The sequence below is a fragment of the Pyrococcus yayanosii CH1 genome (assembly GCF_000215995.1).
Taxonomy (GTDB): domain Archaea; phylum Methanobacteriota_B; class Thermococci; order Thermococcales; family Thermococcaceae; genus Pyrococcus; species Pyrococcus yayanosii.
In genome coordinates, this window is sequence record NC_015680.1 from 786,810 (window position 1) to 806,517 (window position 19,708).

Annotated in this window: 25 protein-coding genes; 19 read left to right on the plus strand and 6 right to left on the minus strand. The window is 49.7% G+C overall.

Annotated features, from left to right (window positions below; all coding sequences use genetic code 11):
• The first annotated feature begins 62 nt into the window (after positions 1–62).
• From PYCH_RS09625 to PYCH_RS04410, 11 genes are all read left to right on the plus strand, one after another.
• Positions 63–152, plus strand: coding sequence for a hypothetical protein (locus PYCH_RS09625; protein ID WP_083816997.1), 90 nt, complete (start codon positions 63–65; stop codon positions 150–152).
• 32 nt (positions 153–184) lie between these two features.
• Positions 185–556, plus strand: a complete 372-nt coding sequence (locus PYCH_RS04365) for an Lrp/AsnC ligand binding domain-containing protein (RefSeq protein ID WP_148236193.1) — start codon at positions 185–187, stop codon at positions 554–556.
• Between the two features lie 201 nt (positions 557–757).
• Positions 758–1,327 (plus strand): peroxiredoxin, encoded by a 570-nt coding sequence (locus PYCH_RS04370; protein ID WP_013905634.1) that lies wholly within the window; start codon positions 758–760, stop codon positions 1,325–1,327.
• A gap of 266 nt (positions 1,328–1,593) precedes the next feature.
• The gene (locus tag PYCH_RS04375; RefSeq protein WP_013905635.1) at positions 1,594–2,451 is read left to right on the plus strand and encodes an FTR1 family iron permease; all 858 of its coding nucleotides are present in this window, start codon (positions 1,594–1,596) and stop codon (positions 2,449–2,451) included.
• 64 nt (positions 2,452–2,515) lie between these two features.
• The gene (locus PYCH_RS04380; protein ID WP_013905636.1) at positions 2,516–2,887 is read left to right on the plus strand and encodes a CoA-binding protein; all 372 of its coding nucleotides are present in this window, start codon (positions 2,516–2,518) and stop codon (positions 2,885–2,887) included.
• Positions 2,888–2,902: 15 nt separating this feature from the next.
• Entirely contained in the window at positions 2,903–3,280 is a 378-nt protein-coding gene (locus PYCH_RS04385) for a DUF302 domain-containing protein (protein WP_013905637.1), read from the plus strand.
• A 95-nt stretch (positions 3,281–3,375) separates the two neighbouring features.
• Positions 3,376–3,582 carry a heavy-metal-associated domain-containing protein gene (locus PYCH_RS04390; protein ID WP_013905638.1) on the plus strand — a complete coding sequence of 69 codons (207 nt, stop codon included), beginning with the start codon at positions 3,376–3,378 and terminating at the stop codon, positions 3,580–3,582.
• Positions 3,583–3,807 (plus strand): YHS domain-containing protein, encoded by a 225-nt coding sequence (locus tag PYCH_RS04395; protein ID WP_013905639.1) that lies wholly within the window; start codon positions 3,583–3,585, stop codon positions 3,805–3,807.
• Positions 3,808–3,917: 110 nt separating this feature from the next.
• Complete coding sequence (locus PYCH_RS04400) at positions 3,918–4,817, plus strand: DMT family transporter (protein ID WP_013905640.1); 900 nt, start codon at positions 3,918–3,920, stop codon at positions 4,815–4,817.
• Between the two features lie 120 nt (positions 4,818–4,937).
• Entirely contained in the window at positions 4,938–5,294 is a 357-nt protein-coding gene (locus PYCH_RS04405) for an ArsR/SmtB family transcription factor (RefSeq protein ID WP_013905641.1), read from the plus strand.
• On the plus strand, positions 5,294–7,369 hold the full coding sequence (locus PYCH_RS04410; protein WP_013905642.1) for a heavy metal translocating P-type ATPase: 2,076 nt from the start codon (positions 5,294–5,296) through the stop codon (positions 7,367–7,369). The genes PYCH_RS04405 and PYCH_RS04410 overlap by 1 nt, the downstream gene beginning before the upstream one ends.
• Here PYCH_RS04410 and PYCH_RS04415 read toward each other — a convergent pair.
• A complete protein-coding gene (locus PYCH_RS04415) occupies positions 7,344–7,991 on the minus strand; it encodes a GNAT family N-acetyltransferase (RefSeq protein ID WP_237698693.1) in 648 nt (215 codons plus the stop codon). The two genes, PYCH_RS04410 and PYCH_RS04415, sit on opposite strands and share 26 nt — an antisense overlap.
• 288 nt (positions 7,992–8,279) lie before the next feature.
• Between PYCH_RS04415 and PYCH_RS09945 the strand changes: the two genes are divergently transcribed.
• The 5 genes from PYCH_RS09945 (at position 8,280) to PYCH_RS04440 (ending at position 13,563) form a co-directional block, all read left to right on the plus strand.
• Positions 8,280–8,456, plus strand: a complete 177-nt coding sequence (locus PYCH_RS09945) for a hypothetical protein (RefSeq protein ID WP_158306787.1) — start codon at positions 8,280–8,282, stop codon at positions 8,454–8,456.
• Positions 8,457–8,532: 76 nt separating this feature from the next.
• Positions 8,533–8,853 carry a hypothetical protein gene (locus PYCH_RS09785; protein WP_148236194.1) on the plus strand — a complete coding sequence of 107 codons (321 nt, stop codon included), beginning with the start codon at positions 8,533–8,535 and terminating at the stop codon, positions 8,851–8,853.
• Between the two features lie 1,680 nt (positions 8,854–10,533).
• A complete protein-coding gene (locus PYCH_RS04430; protein WP_237698694.1) occupies positions 10,534–11,037 on the plus strand; it encodes a DUF302 domain-containing protein in 504 nt (167 codons plus the stop codon).
• 70 nt (positions 11,038–11,107) lie between these two features.
• Positions 11,108–13,162, plus strand: coding sequence for a heavy metal translocating P-type ATPase (locus PYCH_RS04435; RefSeq protein ID WP_013905647.1), 2,055 nt, complete (start codon positions 11,108–11,110; stop codon positions 13,160–13,162).
• 107 nt (positions 13,163–13,269) lie between these two features.
• Entirely contained in the window at positions 13,270–13,563 is a 294-nt protein-coding gene (locus PYCH_RS04440) for an SHOCT domain-containing protein (RefSeq protein WP_237698695.1), read from the plus strand.
• 62 nt (positions 13,564–13,625) lie between these two features.
• Here PYCH_RS04440 and PYCH_RS04445 read toward each other — a convergent pair whose 3' ends face one another.
• The 4 genes from PYCH_RS04445 to PYCH_RS04460 form a co-directional block, all read right to left on the minus strand.
• A complete protein-coding gene (locus PYCH_RS04445; RefSeq protein ID WP_013905649.1) occupies positions 13,626–14,357 on the minus strand; it encodes a class I SAM-dependent methyltransferase in 732 nt (243 codons plus the stop codon).
• The gene (locus PYCH_RS04450; protein ID WP_013905650.1) at positions 14,354–15,511 is read right to left on the minus strand and encodes a cystathionine gamma-synthase; all 1,158 of its coding nucleotides are present in this window, start codon (positions 15,509–15,511) and stop codon (positions 14,354–14,356) included. Before PYCH_RS04450 ends, PYCH_RS04445 begins: the two co-directional genes overlap by 4 nt.
• A complete protein-coding gene (locus tag PYCH_RS04455) occupies positions 15,508–16,680 on the minus strand; it encodes a PLP-dependent cysteine synthase family protein (protein ID WP_013905651.1) in 1,173 nt (390 codons plus the stop codon). Before PYCH_RS04455 ends, PYCH_RS04450 begins: the two co-directional genes overlap by 4 nt.
• A gap of 172 nt (positions 16,681–16,852) precedes the next feature.
• A complete protein-coding gene (locus tag PYCH_RS04460; protein WP_048058207.1) occupies positions 16,853–17,461 on the minus strand; it encodes a class I SAM-dependent methyltransferase in 609 nt (202 codons plus the stop codon).
• Between the two features lie 155 nt (positions 17,462–17,616).
• On the opposite strand from PYCH_RS04460, the gene PYCH_RS04465 reads away from it, so the two are divergent.
• Genes PYCH_RS04465 through PYCH_RS09950 form a run of 3 tightly spaced genes read left to right on the plus strand, consistent with a single transcriptional unit; the run spans position 17,617 to position 19,088 of the window.
• Positions 17,617–17,961: a hypothetical protein gene (locus tag PYCH_RS04465; RefSeq protein ID WP_013905653.1), complete on the plus strand. Its 345-nt coding sequence runs from the start codon at positions 17,617–17,619 to the stop codon at positions 17,959–17,961.
• A 37-nt stretch (positions 17,962–17,998) separates the two neighbouring features.
• Positions 17,999–18,295, plus strand: a complete 297-nt coding sequence (locus PYCH_RS04470; RefSeq protein ID WP_237698696.1) for a hypothetical protein — start codon at positions 17,999–18,001, stop codon at positions 18,293–18,295.
• 58 nt (positions 18,296–18,353) lie between these two features.
• Positions 18,354–19,088, plus strand: a complete 735-nt coding sequence (locus PYCH_RS09950) for a cytochrome C biogenesis protein (RefSeq protein WP_158306788.1) — start codon at positions 18,354–18,356, stop codon at positions 19,086–19,088.
• On the opposite strand, the gene PYCH_RS04480 is transcribed toward PYCH_RS09950, so the two are convergent.
• A complete protein-coding gene (locus PYCH_RS04480; RefSeq protein ID WP_013905655.1) occupies positions 19,029–19,649 on the minus strand; it encodes a TRASH domain-containing protein in 621 nt (206 codons plus the stop codon). The two genes, PYCH_RS09950 and PYCH_RS04480, sit on opposite strands and share 60 nt — an antisense overlap.
• Positions 19,650–19,708 lie beyond the last annotated feature (59 nt).

Genomic DNA, 19,708 nt, shown 5'->3' on the forward strand with positions numbered 1-19,708 from the left:
TACCTCAAGTACTCCGGAATAGCCGGCGTTGTAGTATACGCCTGCTGAGGAAGAACGGCAGGATGAAGGTGTCCGAGATAGCGAGGGAGCTGGGGATAAGCCACCCCTCCGCGAGGGAGAGGCGGGGGGACTTAAGGGTTCGGCACTGCTGAACATCAGGAAGAGGAACTTTGTCTCCGCGGTGGTGAACCTCAAGGTTCGGAGCATGGACGAGGCCGAGAAGCTGGCCGATGTTTTTGCAAGGTGCCCGAGAACGGTCTTCGTCGCCACGACAACCGGTAAGTACAACCTAAACCTGGCTCTCATAGCGGAGAGCTACTCTGCCCTTGAGGCTACCATAGAAAACACGATACGGCCCATGGAGTCGGTTAAGGAGATGGACGTCTCCCTCGGTTCGTCTCCGGCCTATCCAGAGTTCGTTGACTTCAAGCTGGAGCCGACGAGGAAAGTTACCCCCTGCGGGAAGGTCTGCACGGAGTGCTACATCTACGGTAGGAAATGTTCGGGCTGTCTGGCGACGGTTTACTTCATGGGTCTAAAAGGGAGTAGGAAATGAGGATATCTTTGACTTTCTTTTTCTTTTTTTGTTTTGTTATTCTGTGAATTATATTCCCGTATATCCTCACATAAATCAGTTTGCTTTTTAAGACAATTAAGTTTGTCTTTCAAAATGATGGATTCTAATTTCAAAAGTTTTCACTTTGTTAGGCAAACCTATATAAGTTAGGCTCGCCAACATAATATTAAGGTGAATTCCATGGTGAAGGTTGGAGAAATCGTTCCGGACTTCGAGGCCGATGCATACCTCCCCGAGAAGGACGACATCGGAAAGGTCAAGCTTTCGGACTACAGGGGCAAGTGGGTTGTTCTTGCCTTTTACCCGGCTGACTTCACCTTCGTCTGCCCGACGGAGCTTGAGGAGCTGGCCGAGTACTACGAGGAGTTCAAGAAGGAAGGGGCTGAAATACTCAGCGTTTCGACCGATACCGCCTACGTCCACAAGGCCTGGCACGACACATCGCCAGCTATAAAGAAGATAAGATACCCCATGCTCGCCGACCCTGCTGGAAAAATAAGCCGGCTCTTTGGAACCTACATAGAGGATGAGGGCGTTTCATGGAGGGCGACCTTCATAATAGACCCCGACGGAAAGGTCGTTCACATGGAGATGCACGACCTCAGCATAGGGAGGAGCGCAAAGGAGATCCTCAGGAGGCTCAGGGCTTCTAAGTATGTAAGAGAACACCCTGGGCAAGTATGTCCTGCAAGTTGGGAGCCCGGCAAGGAGGCCCTTGAGGTCAGCCTCGACCTGGTAGGAAAGATATGATGGATCTTTCCATTCTGTGAATTTTTCCACTCCATTTTTATCAAGATGGACTCAAGCTTTCACCCCTTTTCACAGATTTGAGAAATTTGGCAGGTTTTCATATCTCGGGATGCTTTCTTCGAACCCTTCTGGTTTGACACGTGGCATACTCGGTTAGGGATACGGCATGCCCTCCGTCCATTTTACGAAACTTCGATTTGGCAAAGGTAAAACTCATAAGCTACCCTATGAATTTTAGATTGACCTAAAAAGTTGGAGGTGAACCCATGAGCGTTGGTGCCTTCCTCATAACCTTCAGAGAGGCCCTTGAGGCGGCCATAATAGTGGCGATAATAATAGCATACCTACGAAGAACCAACCGGGCGAACCAGATAAAGGACGTGTGGATAGGAACCGCTCTTTCAGTTGGCTTTAGCCTGCTTCTTGGGATCGGCATACTGAAGTTCTACGGGGGCCTGGTGGAGAAGGAGCTCTTCGAGGGGATTGCTTCGTACCTCGCCGTGATAGTTCTCACCAGCATGATATACTGGATGGCGACCAAGGGAAAGGACATAAGGGCGGAAATAGAGAGCAAGGTGAGCAAGTCAATAGCTCCCCTGGCCCTAATAGGATTCACTTTCATCGTTGTCTTCAGGGAGGGGCTTGAGACGGTTCTCTTCCTCACGCCCTTCATGACCCAGAACCTAACCGGGACGCTCCTCGGTCTCGCCGCCGGGCTGACTGGGGCGCTCGTGCTGGCATACCTGATATATGGGGTTGGAATGCGCATAGATCTGAGGAGGTTCTTCTACTTCAGCTCAATACTGCTGGTGTTTGTGGCGGCTGGCCTTGCGGGCTACGGCACTCACGAACTTATCGAGTGGGCTGAGGAGGAGGGTTACTCCCTTGGAGTGTTCTCTGCCCAGGCATACGACCTCGGGATTCCGAGCGATAGCATCTGGCACCACAAGGGAGCAATAGGCTCGGTCTTTGCGGTGCTCTTCGGCTACTCCGTGAGCATGGAGTGGGGGAGGGTATTGGTGCAGTTCGGCTATCTCATAACGGCCCTCTACCTCGTGCTCAGGGCCTACGGCAAGGGGCCGGCACTGAACCGCGAGAAAAAGGCCGCGGAGAGCGCGGCCTGAGTTATTCATTTTTGGCCCGCAATGAATAAAAAGGGTGAAATTGATTTCAGCTTAGGTGTGGAGGATGGATGTGGATGGCTTCAGGAGGATAGCCCTCGTTGGAGCAAGCCCTAACCCGGACAAGTACGGCAACGTGATACTCAGGGATCTGCTTGGTAAGGGCTTTGAGGTTCTTCCGGTTAATCCCAAGTATGACGAGATTGAAGGCCTCAGGTGCTACAGGAGCGTTCGGGAACTTCCGAAGGACGTTGACGTTATAGTCTTCGTCGTTCCTCCTCACGTGGGGCTTCAGGTCGTGAAAGAAGCCGCTAAAGCGGGTTTCAAAAGGCTCTGGTTCCAGCCGGGGGCGGAGAGCGGTGAGATAGCCAGGTTTCTCGATGAGAACGGTGTGGAGTACAGCTTTTGGAAATGCATAATGGTAGAAACTTCGGGCTGAAAGGAGGTGGCTGGCATGGAGTTCTACTACGTCAAGCGTTTTGACGAGGATCTCGACTTCCTCTGGGAGCGCTTCAAGAAAAAGCTGGAGGAAGCGGGCTTTCTGCTCATCGGTGAGCGCATCCCCGTTGCGATAACCGAGACGGAGAACGGAATAATAGCCGACTACCACCTGCTCTTCATCTGTCACAGCGAGCTCGTTGAGGAGCTGGTAAAGATAGACCCCAACATCGGCGCCCTGTTTCCGTGCACCGGTTTCGGCTACAGGACTGAGGAGGGCAACTACCTCGGTGTTACCCTGCCGAGCGTCGCCTGGAAGATCGCAGGAGAGAAGGTTGTCGAGATCATGAAACCCATGGAGGAGAAAATCAAGAGGATTATCGACTCCCTCTAGATTTTCAATTTTGTCTATACGTTCGGTTTCCGGTTTCCATTCTGGCAACGATAAGCCCCATAAGCTTTCCCCCTTAGCTTCTATCGGTGATGTAAATGACCGAAGTCGTGTTGAAGATACCTAACATGAGTTGCAAGCACTGCGGTATGAGAATAACCAAGGCGATAGAGAGCGTCGGTGCCAAGGGCGAAGTCAGTCTTGAGGAAAAGAAGGCCGTTGTCCAGTTCGACCCCGGGAAGGTGCGCCTTGAGGACATAGTCAGGGCCATCGAAAGGTACGGCTACGAAGTGGAGGTGGCCTGAATGCCGATTGACCCCGTCTGCGGAATGGAGGTGAGTGAGGACACAGGGCTCAAGGTCGAGTACAGCGGAAAGGTCTACTACTTCTGCTCCCCGGGATGCAAGGCGGAGTTCGAGGCAAATCCGGAGAAATACATCAGAATGGAGGGCATGAAAGACCATCACCACTCCCACGGGGGCCACGGCCACTCCCATAACAGGCACCACATGGGTGGTTGCCACCACTGACTCTTTTCATTTTGTCCCATGTTGATTTTGGGCATTTTGTGGGATCAGGTGCTACGTCCCTTTTTTTCGTGTGAACAACGTTTATAAACCTTGTTGCGCTGTTAAACCGCATGACACACCACCACGGATATATTGGGGCACTCTTGGCCGCGTTCTTGTTCGGGATTAGCTCGACCCTAAACAAAATAGCACTGGAGAACGTCCACCCGCTCGTTGTAGCGGGGAGCATATACCTCACCGCGGGAGTGGTTTTAATGGTCATTCGGTATACTCCCGTTAAGGACATAATATTGGAGCAGCTAAAATCCAAAGTGGCGACGCAGGACTCCTTTTCCCGTAAAGATTTTCTGCTTTTGGGGGTTATAGCACTGTTCGGCTCTTTTTTGGCACCTCTCTTGTTCATGTTTGGGCTGGACAGGACAACGGCGGTCAATGCCTCCCTGCTCCTTAATACTGAGACGCTGTTTACTGTCATACTTGCGCTCTTTCTTTTTGGGGAAAAGATATCACGCAGAGGGGCCATCGGTATTCTTTTTATCTTAGTTGGGGCTGTTGTTGTCTCGACAGAGTCTCTCATGGGAGTCCACCTCACGGAAGGACTTCTGGGCAACGCTCTGGTTGTGCTGGCAAGTCTTTCATGGGCTATAGACAACAATCTCAGCAAGCTCTTGAGCCTCAAGAGGGATCTGCTGTTGGTGACCTCCCTAAAAGGGTTACTGGGAGGAAGTGCCCTCCTGTCTCTGGCCATATTGTTTGGTATCCCTCTTAATGTTCCCCCTGAAAGCCTTCCATATCTCCTGACCGTTGGTTCGCTCAGCATTGGATTCTCCATTGTGCTGTTCCTTTTTGCCCTGAGAGAAATTGGTGCCATGAAAACTGGAGCAATATTTGCCACGTCTTCCCTGATGGGCGCCGTTACTGCCTTTTTGGTTCTTGGGGAGAGCTTTACGGGAATAAAAGCAATTTTTGGAATGATTATGCTTGTAGGTGTATATCTTCTCTCAGAATGAAAGCAGTCGAGCGGCGAATCTTTTTGTGTTTTCAGTTTCTTTTTTAGTTTTCATTCACTTTCGAAATGACAAGGTTTATAAAACATTTGCACAACTGCTCAAATGTAGAGGTGATTTATGATGACGGAAGTGTGTAAGGTGTACGAGGAACACCTTGATAAAATACTGGAGGCTCAGGCAAAAATTCCAGAGGAGGAGACCGTGTTGGAAGCGGCGGACTTTTTCGACGCCCTCGGGAACCCCACTCGGCTTAAAATCCTGCTCGCGCTGATGGAAGCGGGGGAGCTCTGCACCTGCGACCTCTCTGCGATAACGAAACTTTCAGTTTCGGCGATTTCTCACCAGCTCCGCATCCTCAAGGACAGAAAGATAGTAACTTACCGCAAGGACGGCAAGAACGTGTTCTACCGTCTCGACGACGAGCACATCAGGGAGATTTTGAGGATAGCGATTGAGCACCTTTCGGAGGTGAAGTAATGCCGACCAAACTCAAGCTTGAAGGACTCGACTGCGCTAGCTGTGCATACGAGATAGAGGAGGCCCTCAAGAAGGAGGGCTTTGAGTTTGCGCTGGTTAACTTCACCACCAAGGAGGCCATCATAGAGGGTGACGTTGAGAAGGCCAAAGAGATCATCAAGAAGGTCGAGCCGGACGTTGAGGTGGTTGAAGAGCACGGCATAGGCTCCCATGGACACGGCCATGAACACGGAGAAATCAGCAGAAAAACGGTGTACCAGATCGGAGTTTCTCTGGCCCTGTTTGCAATAGGCATAGTAATGCGCTACTACTACGGCATAGACGACGCTTTCGTCTTCGGCATCTTCCTCGCGAGCTACGTCATCTCCGGCTGGAGGGTGCTCAGAAGTGCAGTGGTCAACTCCCTCCACGGCAACGTCTTTGACGAGAACTTCCTTATCACGATAGCCACTATAGGAGCTTTCCTCATCAGGGAGTATCCGGAAGGAGTGGCGGTAATGCTCTTCTACGTCGTGGGAGAGTTCTTCCAGGACCTGGCAGTGGACAGGTCAAGGCGCTCCATAAAGGCCCTGCTCGCGCTCAAGGCAGAATATGCAAACCTGCTTAGAGACGGGGACGTAGTCCGGGTAAAGCCCGAGGAGCTGAAGGTTGGGGACGTTATCATCATCAAGCCCGGTGAGAGGGTTCCCGTTGATGGAGTTATCATCGAGGGTGAGTCGACCGTTGACACCTCCGCTTTAACCGGGGAAAGCGTTCCCAGGACGGTGAAGGAAGGGGAGGAAATCCTATCAGGCATGGTCAACCTATCGGGCGTCCTCAAAGTCCAGGTGACCAAAGAGCTGAGCGAGTCCACCATCTCCCGCATCCTTGAGCTCGTCGAGAACGCAAGCGCGAGGAAGGCTAAAACAGAGAAGTTCATAACGCGCTTCGCCCACTACTACACCCCAGCTGTCGTCGGCATATCTGCACTTATAGCCATAGTCCCTCCGCTCCTCACGGGAGACCCGTTCACTCCCTGGATATATAGGGCCCTGGTGATACTCGTTATCTCGTGCCCGTGTGCTCTCGTCCTCTCAATTCCGCTCGGCTACTTTGGAGGAATAGGCAGAGCAGCGAGGGAGGGAATACTCGTCAAGGGCTCCAACTACCTCGATGCCCTCAAGGAGGCAACGGTGGTTGCCTTTGACAAGACTGGAACACTGACAAAGGGAGTCTTCAAGGTCACGAAAATAGAGACAAGGAACGGCTTCAGTGAAGAGGAGATAATAAAGTTCGCAGCTCTGGCGGAGGCGCATTCAAACCACCCGATTGCTAAGGCGATACGTGAAGCTTACGGCGAGGAGATCAACGAGGCGGAGATAGTCGAGTACGAGGAGATAGCCGGACACGGCGTCAGGGCAAAGATAGATGGTGTGGAAGTCATGGTGGGCAACGACAGACTCTTACATCGCTTCAACATCGAGCACGACACGTGCAGGGTTAAGGGAACCGTCGCTCACGTTGTAATAAACGGAAAGTATGCGGGCTACATAATAATCTCAGACGAGATAAAGGAGGACGCCCCGGTTGCTGTGAAGGAGCTGAAGCGCCTCGGGATCAAGAAGGTCGTCATGGTCACGGGAGACAACAAAGATGTTGCGGCTGAGATAGCGAGGCATCTCAACTTAGACGGCTTCTATGCAGAGCTCCTGCCGGAGGACAAGGTAAAGGTCATTGAGGAGCTTGAGAAAGAGGCAGATGGAAAGGTCGTCTTCGTCGGCGACGGAATAAACGATGCGCCCGTCCTGGCCAGGGCCGATGTTGGCGTTGCGATGGGCGCGCTCGGAAGCGATGCGGCGATAGAGACTGCCGATGTCGTCATAATGGACGACAAGCCGTCTAAGCTGCCGAGGGGGATCAGGATAGCGAGAAAGACGCAGAGGATAGTATGGCAGAACATAATCTTTGCCTTAGCGGTCAAACTGTCCTTCATAGGCCTTGGAATCCTTGGAGAGGCGACGATGTGGGAGGCGGTCTTTGCGGACGTCGGCGTCGCCCTAATAGCGGTCTTCAACGCGATGAGAATACTGAGGTGAGCTGGCTTTTCTTTTTCAACTCCTTAACCATCCTGTAGAACCTGTAAGTCCTTCCCTCAAGCTCAACGCTGTGCTCCCTCTCAATGAAGTATCCGAGCTTTTTGTAGACCGCTATCGCTATCTCGTTGTCCTTTTCCACGTCGAGTGCCATTCTTTCGGCTATGTCTTTTGCCATCTCCTCCGCGTGGAGCATCAGGCTTTTTCCTATCTTTCTGCCCCTGAATTCGGGGTAAACGGCGACGTTGCTGATGTAATAATCGCCTTTCTCAAGCCTCCCGGAGCTAAATGAAGCTCTTATGAGCCCCGGAAGCTTCCTCAGGAAGTCAAAGCCGAGAACTTTCAGCATAAGCCAGCCGGTTCTTTTCTCCTCCCGTTCCCGAGTTTTCCAGTCATAGCCCAGGAGCATTCCTGCGATTTCCCCTTCATAGACGGCAAAAACCACATGCTCGTGACTGAAGAGGTTTTCCTTTTCCAGAAAAAGTGCCTCAAAAACGTGCCTGAACTTCGGTCCCAGCAGGGCCGGGAAGTATTCAGGCGCAGAAATCTCCATAAGCCTTGCGAAGTGTCCGACTTCCTCTTTAGTCCCCTTTGCGGGGAGAATCCTAAGGGGCACGTCCCCCACCCGGATGAAGTAGATGGTTCTTCCCGATTAAGTTTTCGATGGGGCTTAACTCCCGGCAAGGGGATTTTGTGACTTCAGGGTATGGTCTACCCCAGGGGAAATGTCTTTCTATACTCCGGAAGTTTGATGTGGATATGATCTCTTTTACTCAACTTGTTTTCGTCAGGTGGAGTAGTTTTGCAGTTGTTGAAATCTTTTTTTTCATGTTTATTGCAAATTACTACTTAAGAGAAAACTTTTTAAGGACTTGGATTTTATGTTCATTGAAAACTCTTGGAGGTGAACTGAGTGAAGTGGCGTCCATTGGTGGCAGTCCTCTTGGGACTTCTGATGGTTGGAGTGACGGCGGGGAGTGCGATGGCGGCGCCAATCAATGACACGTATAGCTCTCATGGTGGCATTGGGGCGGGCTCAATAATTGACACGAGGTTTATTGGATCGGGTGTCCTCTCAACTTCAACATAGTCCAATTTATATCCCACAACTTTAGAGGTATCTTGTATACCAGAAGGTTAGGCATGGCTCCAATGGATACTTCACTTTGACCGTGTACAGGATTCCTGTTTTCGGCTATGATGCCCTGATAGTTTTTCCAGAAAATATGGTATATCCTAATAGGCCAACAGGGATGGAATACGAGGGGAAAGTGGGTATAGCCTATCATTTCAGGAAAGGTGGCTGGTTCGTATGGAAAGTACAGTTAAAACTTCCCGTTAAGTTCACAGCGGGCAGAGGACACCATGTAGTTCTTTCCTTTGGTGGGAGTCCAGAAGTGCTCACTGGTGGTCCTGTAGCATCTCTTGTAAACGGGGAAAACCAAAGCTTTTTACAGCACTTAAAGCCTTACTACGGAGCCAAATAACTAAGAGCAATATCATTACAATAATAGCATTTGCATTGGCATCGGGAGCTAATGTCGACGTGCTGGTGTTTAAGGAGGTGTAGTGTATGAAGGTCTCTAATATTCTATTTTCCGTTTTCGGTTCCTTGTTATTTTATTTTTTTGCTAAACACATGATATCCAACAGAGAATTAACATTAATACAAGCGGTTTTTTAGCTAGTGTCCTGACGATTGGTTTGCTCATAAGTGACTTTGGAGGATTCGTTGAAAAATTAGGGAAATGAAATTCTAAACATATCTTTGTCAAATTATCTATGGTATGGCTTTTTGGGTTTGTCGGAACAATACTATCAGTTTATGACACATCGTTTCTTGCTTTAAGTCCCTCGTGATCGCCTGGATAAATCGCTCTATCACGAGGTAGTGAGGGTTTAGCATGAGGCGTAATATGCTGATAGAAGTACTCAAAATTTTGACCTACAGTTGGATGTTTTATGCACCGCAGATAGTATCTCTCTCTTTATTTGGCGGGTTTGCTGGATACTCTGGATTCATGATTCTATTCGTAGCGGCCAGTGTGGGATATATCCTCAGGGCTCTACTTTTAATGGCGATCTCAGTGGGGCTTTCGAGAAAAAACCTTCTATAGAGTTTTTTAAATATTTTCTGCCTCTCTCATCTTGGGGTGCTTTGTCTTTATTTTTGAGACTCATTAATTTAATGGTTCCACAAATTTTACAAATTAGAGTACTCGTAGAGCAAACATCTCTGATTGTGGCATGGTTTGTTTCGTATTATAAATTGGGAACACTATTCAGAACAGATAGGAACAATATATGGTCGATAGTTGGGGCACTTTTAATTGGCATTTTAATGTTTTTACTGATCCCACCGCCAATTTAGTGTTTTATGGATCCGCGGGCTCTTGCTTGCACTGCTGGCGGCAAAGCTCCTCACCGATGCCGGCTATCCTTTTAGCAAAGAGGAAAAAGAAAGAATATTCAATGAAGCTCTACGGAACTGAAGTTCCTTTCATCTTATTTTTTACGCTGGTGGATTGCCGAACTAACTCTAGCACTTCTTGGTGGGTACTTTGGGCGTGATGGGTTTTATCCTGAGGCCCTTCTTGTCATGTGTTTTTACTGGCTAGGCTTCCCGGTCCTAATGTGGCTTGTATGCTCTGCCTACAGAGATTCAGAGTATTGCTCAAGAGAGAGCAGGCTGTGGTTCGTGTTCTCTGCTGTGGTCCCGGCGTCTAATGTTTTCGTGTGGGTTTTCAGGTCTTGCCCGTACTCCACCGCGGTAATCTCGCTCCTCTGGACGTTCCTGCTGTTCGGGGTTGGGCTGGCGCTGGGCGCTGAAAAAAACCGCTCGGACTGAATCGGGGGTGAATAAAATTGCCGACCTCCTCAGGATCTTTAGGACAGGAATTTCAAGAGAACATGTAAAACAACAAAATCACATAACGTCAGCATCTCAATCATTGGCTTCGGTCTGTTTCTGAAGGTGGTTTATAAGGGACTTAAAGAACCACCTTAATTTTGTTAATTTTTGTCCGCATATATTTTCATCTTGTGAAGTACAAGCCTCTTATTCCCTCCAGTAGAGTAAGCACTGACAAAAGAAAAAGGTGATCCAAAATGAAAGGCATGAATGAAATGGAAAACGGCGGAATGAAGGCCACGGGAAAATGGGTGGCATGAAGAGAATGAAAGGTAAGGGAAAGATGAAGGGTGGCTGTAAGGGCCACGGCAAGGGAATGAAAGGCATGGGAAAGGGCCACCACGGAATGCACGGAATGAAATGGATGGAAGGGCAGAAGGAGTACTCCTACCTCCGCGAGGTCGAGATGGGCTTTGACGAGACCGTGGCGAGGGTCAAGGAGGAGCTGAAGAAGGAGGGCTTCGGTGTCCTCAGTGAGGTCAGGGTTGACCAACTTTTCAAGGAGAAGCTCGACCTTGACATGGAGCCCTACGTCATCCTCGGCGCTTGCAACCCGAAGTTCTCAAGCCAGCTCATCGGAATAGACATCAACAGCGGTACCTTCCTGCCCTGCAACCTGATGGTGTACGTGAAGGACGGAAAGACCTACGTGAGCCTGCTGCTCCCTCCGATGGCCATGAGCATAACCGGGAACGATGAGCTGCTTGAGGTTGCGGCGAAGGTTGAAGAGATTTTGGGCGACATTGTGAAAAGAATCTGAGTCCCGGTTTTTCGAAACTTTAAAGGATAAGGTTATAGTGGTTCGAAACGAAAACTTAATGGTGATTTATATGGTGGATGAGGAGACCCCTTCCATGGAGGGGCACGGTGAGATGAAGATGAAGAAAGGGGAAGACCATGAAGCTGAAGATACGGGCCACGAGAGTCACAAGCACTCCCACGCCGAGCACCACAGGATGATGATGGAGGACTTCAAAAAGCGCTTTATAGTCTCCGTGATACTGACGGTCCCAATCCTGATCCTGTCGCCGCTGATACAGAGGTTTCTGGGCTTTGAGCTGACTTTTCCGGGCGATCACTACGTTCTCTTTGGCCTCTCCTCTGTGGTCTACTTCTACGGCGGCTGGCCGTTCCTCACGGGCATGAGGGACGAGCTGAAGAAAAAACTGCCGGGCATGATGACGCTGATAGCGCTGGCAATCACCGTTGCATTCTTCTACAGCGTTGCGGTGACCTTTGGCCTGCCGGGTAAGACCTTCTACTGGGAGCTTGCGACGCTTATCGACATCATGCTCCTTGGCCACTACATCGAGATGCGCTCCGTTCTCGGCGCTTCAAGGGCATTGGAAGAGCTCATAAAGCTCATGCCCACTGAGGCTCATCTCGTAACGCCCGAGGGAATAAAGGACGTCCCGGTCAGCGAGCTGAAGAAAGGCGATATAGTCCTTGTCAAACCCGGTGAGAAAATACCTTCTGATGGTATCATAATAGAAGGAGAAACCAGCGTAAACGAAGCTATGTTGACAGGTGAGTCGAAGCCCGTCTATAAGAAACCGGGCGATGAAGTCATCGGAGGCTCCATAAACCTTGAGGGAGCGATAAAGGTCAGGATAGAGAAGACCGGAAAGGATACCTACCTGATGCAGGTCGTTGAGCTCGTCAGGCAGGCACAGGAGACAAGGTCAAGGACGCAGGATTTAGCTAACAGGGCTGCCTTCTACCTCACGCTCATAGCTATAACTGCTGGAACAATAACCCTCGGCACGTGGCTCTACCTCGGCAAGCCCTTCGTCTTCGCCCTTGAGAGGATGGTCACGGTAATGGTCATAACGTGCCCGCACGCGCTTGGCTTAGCTGTTCCGCTGGTCGTCTCGGTGTCAACGTCAATCTCGGCCAAGAAGGGAGTCCTCATAAGGAACAGGGAGGCGTTTGAAAGAGCGAAGGACGTTCAGGTGGTCGTCTTCGACAAGACCGGGACGCTGACCGAAGGCAAGTTCGAAGTAACCGACATAATGACCCTGGACGAGCTCGGTGAAGAGGAGATCCTGAAGTATGCGGCGGCACTTGAGTCCCACTCAAACCACCCGATAGCCCAGGGAATAGTTGAGAAAGCCAAGGAGCTCGGCCTTGAGGTCTACGAGGTAGCTGAATCAAAAGTTCTTCCGGGCAAGGGTGTCCAGGGCGTCATCAACGGAAAGGAAGTCCTCGTCGTAAGCCCGGGATTCCTGAAGGAGAACGGCCTGTGGATGGAGGACGAGCGCGTCAATAAAGTCTTGGAGCAGGGTAAGACCGTTGTCTTCCTGGTCATTGATGGAAAGCTCGTGGGTGCTCTGGCTTTAGCAGATAAGATAAGGCCCGAGTCAAGGGAGGCCATTGAAAAGCTCCACGAGATGGGCATAAAGGCCTACATGCTCACCGGCGACAACGCCAAGGTCGCAAAGTGGGTGGCTGAGGAGCTCGGCCTCGACGGCTTCTTCGCTGAAGTTTTACCTCACCAGAAGTCGGAGAAAATTAAGGAGCTCCAGGAGCAGGGCTACACAGTGGCGATGGTGGGCGACGGTATAAACGATGCCCCGGCTCTGATTCAAGCTGATGTTGGAATAGCCATCGGGGCAGGAACTGACGTGGCGATAGAGAGCGCCGACATAATCCTCGTCAAGAACGACCCGAGGGACGTTATAACGGCAATACACCTCGCAAGGGCTACCTATAAGAAGATGGTTCAGAATTTGGCATGGGCAACAGGATACAACACATTTGCAATTCCTCTGGCTGCGGGTGTCCTCTACAACTATGGGGTACTGTTAAGTCCAGCCGTAGGTGCTTTGTTAATGAGCTTGAGCACGGTGATAGTGGCTATAAACGCGAAGTTCTTGAAGGTCTGATGACCTTCTCATTTTATATTTTGCGAAGATTTTTCTATATTTCTTTCATTTTTGCCAATAATAAGCTCTATAGCCTTTATCACTGAGTAGTATGTGAGGAGATCAAAATGATGTTTGAAAGCACTGAACTGGTGAGATTTTCAGCTCACACTGGAGAAACTGGATGGGGGTGGCACGACATGATGGGATTTGGATACTTTGGGATATTTGGAGCACTGCTCATGCTCTTATTCTGGATCGCAATAATAGCGGGCGTTGTATGGTTCATCAAATGGCTCGTTGAGCAGAGCTCAAGCGGGAGCAGAAAGAGCGCCCTTGAGATACTCGACGAGAAGTATGCACGCGGTGAGATAGACGACGAGGAGTACGAGAGAAGGAAAAGAAAGCTTCTGGAAGGCTGAATATCTGATTTTTCTCTTCTATTTTCCTTTAGGGAACGGACAAAGAACAAAAAGTAAAGCTGTTAGCCAAACACCGCCTTGTAAAGGCCAACTATGATGTCGCCGACCTCACAGTAAACGTCCATATACCCTGCTTCCACGTTTTTGAAAACCCTTGAGCCCATCCCCTTTATTTCTTCAAGTGAAAATCCAAGATGGGTGTCCTTCAGCGTTTCTTTGAGCTCCTCGTGCTCGTGTTTGAGGACGTCAACTATTATGACCTTGCCTCCCTCTTTTAAAACGCTTTTCATGCTCCTGAGGACTTCCTCTGGCTTTAGGAAGTGGTGGAATGCGAGGGTTGATAAAACAACGTCGAACTCTTTTGGAACATTTATGCCATAGTGCTCGTTGGCTATCCTTATTGACTCTCTGATCTTCTCGGCAACACACCAGATGGGTGTTATTCCTTTCTCCTTGAGCCTCTTCAGCATGCTGGGCGTTATGTCGAAGCCGTAGACCTCGACTTTTACACCCTTCTCCTCAAGCTTTCTCCTTACACGTTCCGTGAAGAAGCCCGAACCTGCGGCAACGTCAAGGAGCCTGATGTCTTTCCTGTTTAGCTTTAGGATTTCCCCAACTATATCGTTAACTATCGTCTCTATGCACTCGTCCCTGAGGTAGTCCCTCACGATGTCGTCCCTCTCAGGCGCTTCCGTCTCGAAGTACTCTATCTGCTCCACCAGCTCGTTGACCTCCTCTTCGCCAAAGCCAAGCTTCTCTAAGAACGTTCTAATCTCTTCAATGCTAGGTATCATGCTCTCACCGCCTCAAAGCCCCTCTCAAGGTCCTCGATGAGGTCTTCAACGTCCTCTATCCCGACTGAAACTCTGATGAGCGAGTCCCTTATGCCGACCTTCTCCCTCTCATCCCTTGGAACCGATGCGTGGGTCATGATTGCTGGCAGTTCTATGAGCGACTCGACGCCGCCGAGGCTTTCAGCCAAGGCGAATATCTCAAGGCTCTCCACGAACTTTATTGCCTCTTCCAGTCCTCCTTTGAGTTCGAAGGAGAGCATCCCACCAAATCCCTTCATCTGCCTCTTCGCGAGCTCGTGCTGTGGATGTGAGGGCAGGCCGGGGTAATAAACGCGCTCAACCATCGGGTGCTCCTCAAGATACCTCGCAATCGTCATGGCGTTCTTCTCGTGCCTCTCCATCCTGACTGCGAGCGTTTTGATGCCCCTCATTACCAGCCAGGAGTCAAAAGGTGACAGAATTGCCCCAACCGCGTTCTGGTGGAACTTGAGCCTCTCATAGATTTCGTCGTCGTTGACCATCACAGCCCCGCCGACAACATCTGAATGCCCGCCGAGGTACTTGGTGACGCTGTGGAGCACTATATCCGCCCCAAGGTCAAGGGGGTTTTGGAAGTAAGGACTGGCAAAGGTGTTGTCTACGACCACGATTAGGTCTCTCTCGTGGACGATCTCGGCTACTGCTCTTATGTCCGCCAGCTTCAATAGGGGGTTCGTTGGCGTTTCGAGCCAGACCATCCTCGTGTTCTCCCTTATCGCCCTCCTCACGTTCCCCGGCTCCCTCGCGTCAACGTAGGTAAACTCGATGCCGAAGCGCTCCATCACCTGGTTGAAGAGCCTCTTCGTTCCGCCGTAGAGATCGTCGAAAGCTATTACGTGGTCGCCCTTCTTGAGGAGGGCAAGGAGTATCGTGGATTCGGCGGCAAGTCCTGAAGAAAACGCCAGCCCGTACTCTGCGTTCTCAAGCGCTGCCAGCTTTCTCTCAAGTGCGTCCCTCGTGGGGTTGCCGCTCCTCGAATAGACGTAGCCTTCCTCGACCTCCCTTATGCTCCTCTTCGCGAAGGTGGTTGAGAGGTGGATGGGGGAAACAACGTCGCCGTGCTGCATGCTCTCGGGATCTTCACCGACATGGATGGCTTTGGTTGAGAACCTCATCTCAGCACCTCCAGGACCTTTTCATCGTCAACCTCGAAGCCGTTCGCGATTAACCATTCGTCGTTGAACACCTTTGTCAGATAGTTCCTCCCCGTGTCCGGGAATATCACGACAACCTTCTTGCCTTCAACTCCTTTCTCCTTGAGGTACTTCACCGCCCCGTAGAGGGCTGCACCGGATGAACCGCCCGCCAGAATTCCTTCCTTCCTCGCGAGGAAGCGGGTCATTGCGAAGGCTTCCTGATCATTGACGACAACCATATCGTCAACGAGGCTTAAATCGACGGTTTCCGGGAGGAGGTCTTCGCCTATGCCCTCAACGAGGTAGGGGTGGGCCTTCTTGAGGGCCTCCTCAAGGCTCATTCCCTTCTTAACCAGGCTGTATATCGAGCCGACCGGGTCAACGCCTATTATTTTCACATCTTTCTTCCTCTCCTTGAGGTAGCGCCCGATGCCCGTTATCGTCCCCCCGGTGCCTATCCCTGCGAAGAGGTAGTCTATCTCCCCTCCGGTCTGCTCCCATATCTCCCTCGCGGTGGTCTCGTAGTGTGCCAGGGGGTTGTACCTGTTGAAGTACTGGTTGGGGATGTAGGCGTAGGGCGTTTCCTCGACTTCCTCCTCAAGAATTGCTCTGAGCTCGTCGAGCCTCTCTTCATTAACGAGCCACTGAACGTGCTCAACTATCTCCTTAAGCTCCTCCCTACTTATGGCCTGCCCCTTCTTCCAGATGAGGTTTCTTACAGCTTCTGCCACCTTATAGTAGGAGTTCGGGTCACCTGGAGCCACAGCGGTGGGGGTTCTTATGACGAAGGCGCCCATGGCCTTTAGGAGGAGCTCCTTCTCGGTGCTCATCTTGTCCGGCATCGTGAAGACCGTCATGTAGCCCTCGTCGGCCGCTACAAGGGCGAGGCCAACGCCGGTATTGCCCGAGGTTGGCTCGACTATCACGCCGCCCTCGACGATTTTGCCCTCTCTTTTTGCCCCTTCTATCATATACTTGCCTATCCTGTCCTTTATGCTCCCACCGGGGTTGAAGAACTCCACCTTGGCGTAGAGCTCGTTTTTGAGGTTGAAGTATCTCTCTATCTTCCTCAGCCTCACTAATGGTGTTTTTCCGATAGTCTGCAATATGTTATCATAAATACCCAATTTTGCGTAATTTTCTACCATCTTAACCCCTCCATACTCATTAATGAATAAAAATGCATATATATCTTTCGGTTGTGGCAATGCAGATTTTATCAAAAACAGGAGTGCTTCAGCCTCATTTAACCTATGGTTTTGAATGATGGGTTTTGGATAAAATTGGGAAATAGAGGGTTGTTTTTGCTATATTAATGTGTCAAGATTTTGTGCTAATAATTAACCTTACAATATCAAAAAACAGGTTCTCCACCTTTTCTATCTTAAAACCTGCCCTTTCGATGTTCTTCTGCGTCTCCCGCACCATGGATGTTCCCGTGAGCGCCCTCATCACGGGATCCATAAGGTAGAGGGGAACGTTCAAAAGCCTTGACTCACTCTTCATGTGCTCCAAAAATATGGCCCTTCCCCCTGGCTTTAGGACGCGGTAGGCCTCCTTAAGCCCCTTTATCGGGTCGGGCACGGTGCAGAAGACGAAGGTGCTCACAACGGTGTCAAAGCTGTTGTCTTCAAACTCCAGATTTTGAGCATCCATCAGGAGAAGCCTGACGTTTTTAAGGCCAAGCTCTTTTCTCCTCTTTTCGGCCTTCTCAAGCATGCCTTTACTGAAGTCTATTCCGATAACTTCAACATCCTTTGGATAGTAGGGCAGATTTTTACCTGTTCCAACACCCACTTCAAGAACTTTGCCTTTAGCCAAGCTTAAAGCTTTCCTTCTATATTTTGAGAAGGCTCTTTTTTCTATTAAACTCTCAAAGGAATCATAGAATTTTGAAAACCTATCATATTTTTTGGCGGTCTTATTCATCTCCCCCACAACTTATATATTGTGTAAACTTTAGATTAACTTTGTCCTTTCATCTTGTGAAACCTTATCAGTCGTGGTTTACATGTTGAAAATAATAAGCCTATTAGCATTTTGCTCATAACTACAATCTGAAGCAACAAAAGAGGTGATTTGAGATGGAGTGGAAGTCAATATTAATCGGATTTATAATTGGAGCGCTCATAGCAATTCCAATAGGCATGGCTCATACAGGGACGTTTGACAATGAGGGAAAGAGAGGATTTTGGAGAGGATTCAGTCCCATGATGGGAATGGGACATGGCATGGGCATAATGGGCTACGGCATGCACGGCATGATGGACGACGAGATGTACGCTCAGATGGAGGAGTACATGGCAAGTGGCAACTTCACCGAGATGCATGAGGAAATGGAGCCAATAATGGAGAAGTATATGGGGGGCAACTGGAAGGAGATGCACGAGTACTGCGAGAAGGCAATGGACATTGAGGAAGATGAGTGAACCCACTGCTTTAGGCGGCTGATAATGAGGTGGGGAGATGAAAAGACTTCTTTTTCTTTTTGTTGTAGTATTCGTCCTATTTTTGTTTTTCTCTGTAAATCAAAAGAGTGGACAAGATGCTTTTGTTGGTGTTTTGATTGAAGGAAGACCAGTTAATGCTGAAAATGCGGAGGTTTTGGCTGATACAGACTGCATACCCAACGAGGCATATACCACGCTCACATGTACAGCGATAATACAAGCAAACGATCAGATAATAAAAGTGCGCTACACTCATCCGATAAAAACTCCATGCCTTTCCAAGGGGGATAAGGTTAATATAAATGAAGCGTGATTCAACTGTAGAAATTATACGTTTGGGAAAGCCATCGATGGAACATTAGGTGATCAAAATGACGATTTCAGACGCAATCCTGATGACCGCCGCGGATATACCGCTGGACTCCCTAAGCCAGGTGACGGAGTTCACTGGAGTAACGTTCTCAATAATCGCCCTCGGGATTCTCAACGCTCTCCGGCCGTCAATATTTCTCATGATAGTATTCCTCCTCTCGATGATAGCGCTGACGGATGAGAGGAAGGTCCTCAGGGTGGGCTTTGCCTTTACTCTCGGTGCCTTTCTGGGCTATTCTGTCATCGCTGTCGCCCTAATGAACCTCCATACGAAGGTGCCCTTTTTGAGGTACTTTGTGGTCGCCTTTGGAATAACCGTGGGGACTTACAAGATACTTTCCGCACTGGGCTACGTGAGACTCTCGGTTTCCAGCCCGTTTAGGGAAAAGAGCAACCTAATACTTGAAAAGGCAACGTCCCCGCCGGCGGCTTTTGCTGTTGGGGGAGTAATGGCGTTTCTCTCGCTGTCCTGCGTGCTCCCTTCGTACCTTTTGGTAAGCTCCCTGCTTTCAGGCAGGTTCTCACCAAGTACTACAGCGGCGCTGCTTTTGGTGTTTATTGGAATATCCGTGCTTCCCTTTGCCATCGTTACCTTGGGCTTCCACTACGGGAGCAGGTACGCGAGACTTGGAAGGGCCGTGGACAGGCTCTCCTCGGTAAGCGGGAGAGGAGATTTAGTTATGGGCGTGGTGCTCGTGTTCGTGAGCGTGCTCTACCTTGTCTTTTTCCTTTAATTTGAATTTTTCCAGATTTTCCCTTGCTTTTTTAAACTCTCTGAAGCAGGTTTCACAGCAGAAGAAGTAAACTTTGTTGCGGTACTTATAGACTATTGGTTCCCCGGTTATCTCCTTACCGCAGTAGTCGCATTTGAAAGAGACCTTGACTTTTGGTGGGTACTCTTTTTCAATGCTTTCAAGGATGGGCATTATCTCAAGCACTTCAAAACCTGCCCCTTCTATGACGTTCCTCAGTCCTTCCATATCCTCGACAGCCACTTTTATAAGATATTTTTTACTTGTAAATCGGTTAATCTCAATAATTTCTTCGAATTCTTGAAGCTTTTCTGGTTCGTCTGTTTTGATTATCAGGGCAACAACATTGCTGGCCCTCTGAAGTTCGGGATTAAGTTTTATTGTGTAGCGTTGGATCACTCCCTCCTTCTCCAGTCTGTCCAGTCTCGACTTTACCGTCGGTCTGCTGACTCCCAGGCGTTCGGCAAGCTCTGAAATGCTTAACCTGGAGTTGTCCATTAGGAGGTAGATAAGCTTTAGATCGATTTCATCGAGCTTCATCATTTTCCCACCATTAACATTGTGCTTTCAAACTATAAAAATTTTCCTATGAGAATTTACAT

Bases quoted from the DNA above. Each gene is read 5' to 3' on its own strand.
- PYCH_RS04405 (WP_013905641.1), top strand. From the start codon at position 4,938: ATGACGGAAGTGTGTAAGGTGTACGAGGAACACCTTGATAAAATACTG.
- PYCH_RS04440 (WP_237698695.1), top strand. From the start codon at position 13,270: ATGATGTTTGAAAGCACTGAACTGGTGAGATTTTCAGCTCACACTGGA.
- PYCH_RS04460 (WP_048058207.1), bottom strand. From the start codon at position 17,461: ATGAATAAGACCGCCAAAAAATATGATAGGTTTTCAAAATTCTATGAT.
- PYCH_RS09950 (WP_158306788.1), top strand. From the start codon at position 18,354: ATGACGATTTCAGACGCAATCCTGATGACCGCCGCGGATATACCGCTG.
- PYCH_RS04430 (WP_237698694.1), top strand. From the start codon at position 10,534: ATGAAGAGAATGAAAGGTAAGGGAAAGATGAAGGGTGGCTGTAAGGGC.
- PYCH_RS04380 (WP_013905636.1), top strand. From the start codon at position 2,516: ATGGATGTGGATGGCTTCAGGAGGATAGCCCTCGTTGGAGCAAGCCCT.
- PYCH_RS04435 (WP_013905647.1), top strand. From the start codon at position 11,108: ATGGTGGATGAGGAGACCCCTTCCATGGAGGGGCACGGTGAGATGAAG.
- PYCH_RS04480 (WP_013905655.1), bottom strand. From the start codon at position 19,649: ATGATGAAGCTCGATGAAATCGATCTAAAGCTTATCTACCTCCTAATG.
- PYCH_RS04470 (WP_237698696.1), top strand. From the start codon at position 17,999: ATGAAAAGACTTCTTTTTCTTTTTGTTGTAGTATTCGTCCTATTTTTG.
- PYCH_RS04410 (WP_013905642.1), top strand. From the start codon at position 5,294: ATGCCGACCAAACTCAAGCTTGAAGGACTCGACTGCGCTAGCTGTGCA.
- PYCH_RS04455 (WP_013905651.1), bottom strand. From the start codon at position 16,680: ATGGTAGAAAATTACGCAAAATTGGGTATTTATGATAACATATTGCAG.
- PYCH_RS04390 (WP_013905638.1), top strand. From the start codon at position 3,376: ATGACCGAAGTCGTGTTGAAGATACCTAACATGAGTTGCAAGCACTGC.
- PYCH_RS04465 (WP_013905653.1), top strand. From the start codon at position 17,617: ATGGAGTGGAAGTCAATATTAATCGGATTTATAATTGGAGCGCTCATA.
- PYCH_RS04385 (WP_013905637.1), top strand. From the start codon at position 2,903: ATGGAGTTCTACTACGTCAAGCGTTTTGACGAGGATCTCGACTTCCTC.
- PYCH_RS09625 (WP_083816997.1), top strand. From the start codon at position 63: ATGAAGGTGTCCGAGATAGCGAGGGAGCTGGGGATAAGCCACCCCTCC.
- PYCH_RS04450 (WP_013905650.1), bottom strand. From the start codon at position 15,511: ATGAGGTTCTCAACCAAAGCCATCCATGTCGGTGAAGATCCCGAGAGC.
- PYCH_RS04370 (WP_013905634.1), top strand. From the start codon at position 758: ATGGTGAAGGTTGGAGAAATCGTTCCGGACTTCGAGGCCGATGCATAC.
- PYCH_RS04400 (WP_013905640.1), top strand. From the start codon at position 3,918: ATGACACACCACCACGGATATATTGGGGCACTCTTGGCCGCGTTCTTG.
- PYCH_RS04395 (WP_013905639.1), top strand. From the start codon at position 3,583: ATGCCGATTGACCCCGTCTGCGGAATGGAGGTGAGTGAGGACACAGGG.
- PYCH_RS04445 (WP_013905649.1), bottom strand. From the start codon at position 14,357: ATGATACCTAGCATTGAAGAGATTAGAACGTTCTTAGAGAAGCTTGGC.
- PYCH_RS04375 (WP_013905635.1), top strand. From the start codon at position 1,594: ATGAGCGTTGGTGCCTTCCTCATAACCTTCAGAGAGGCCCTTGAGGCG.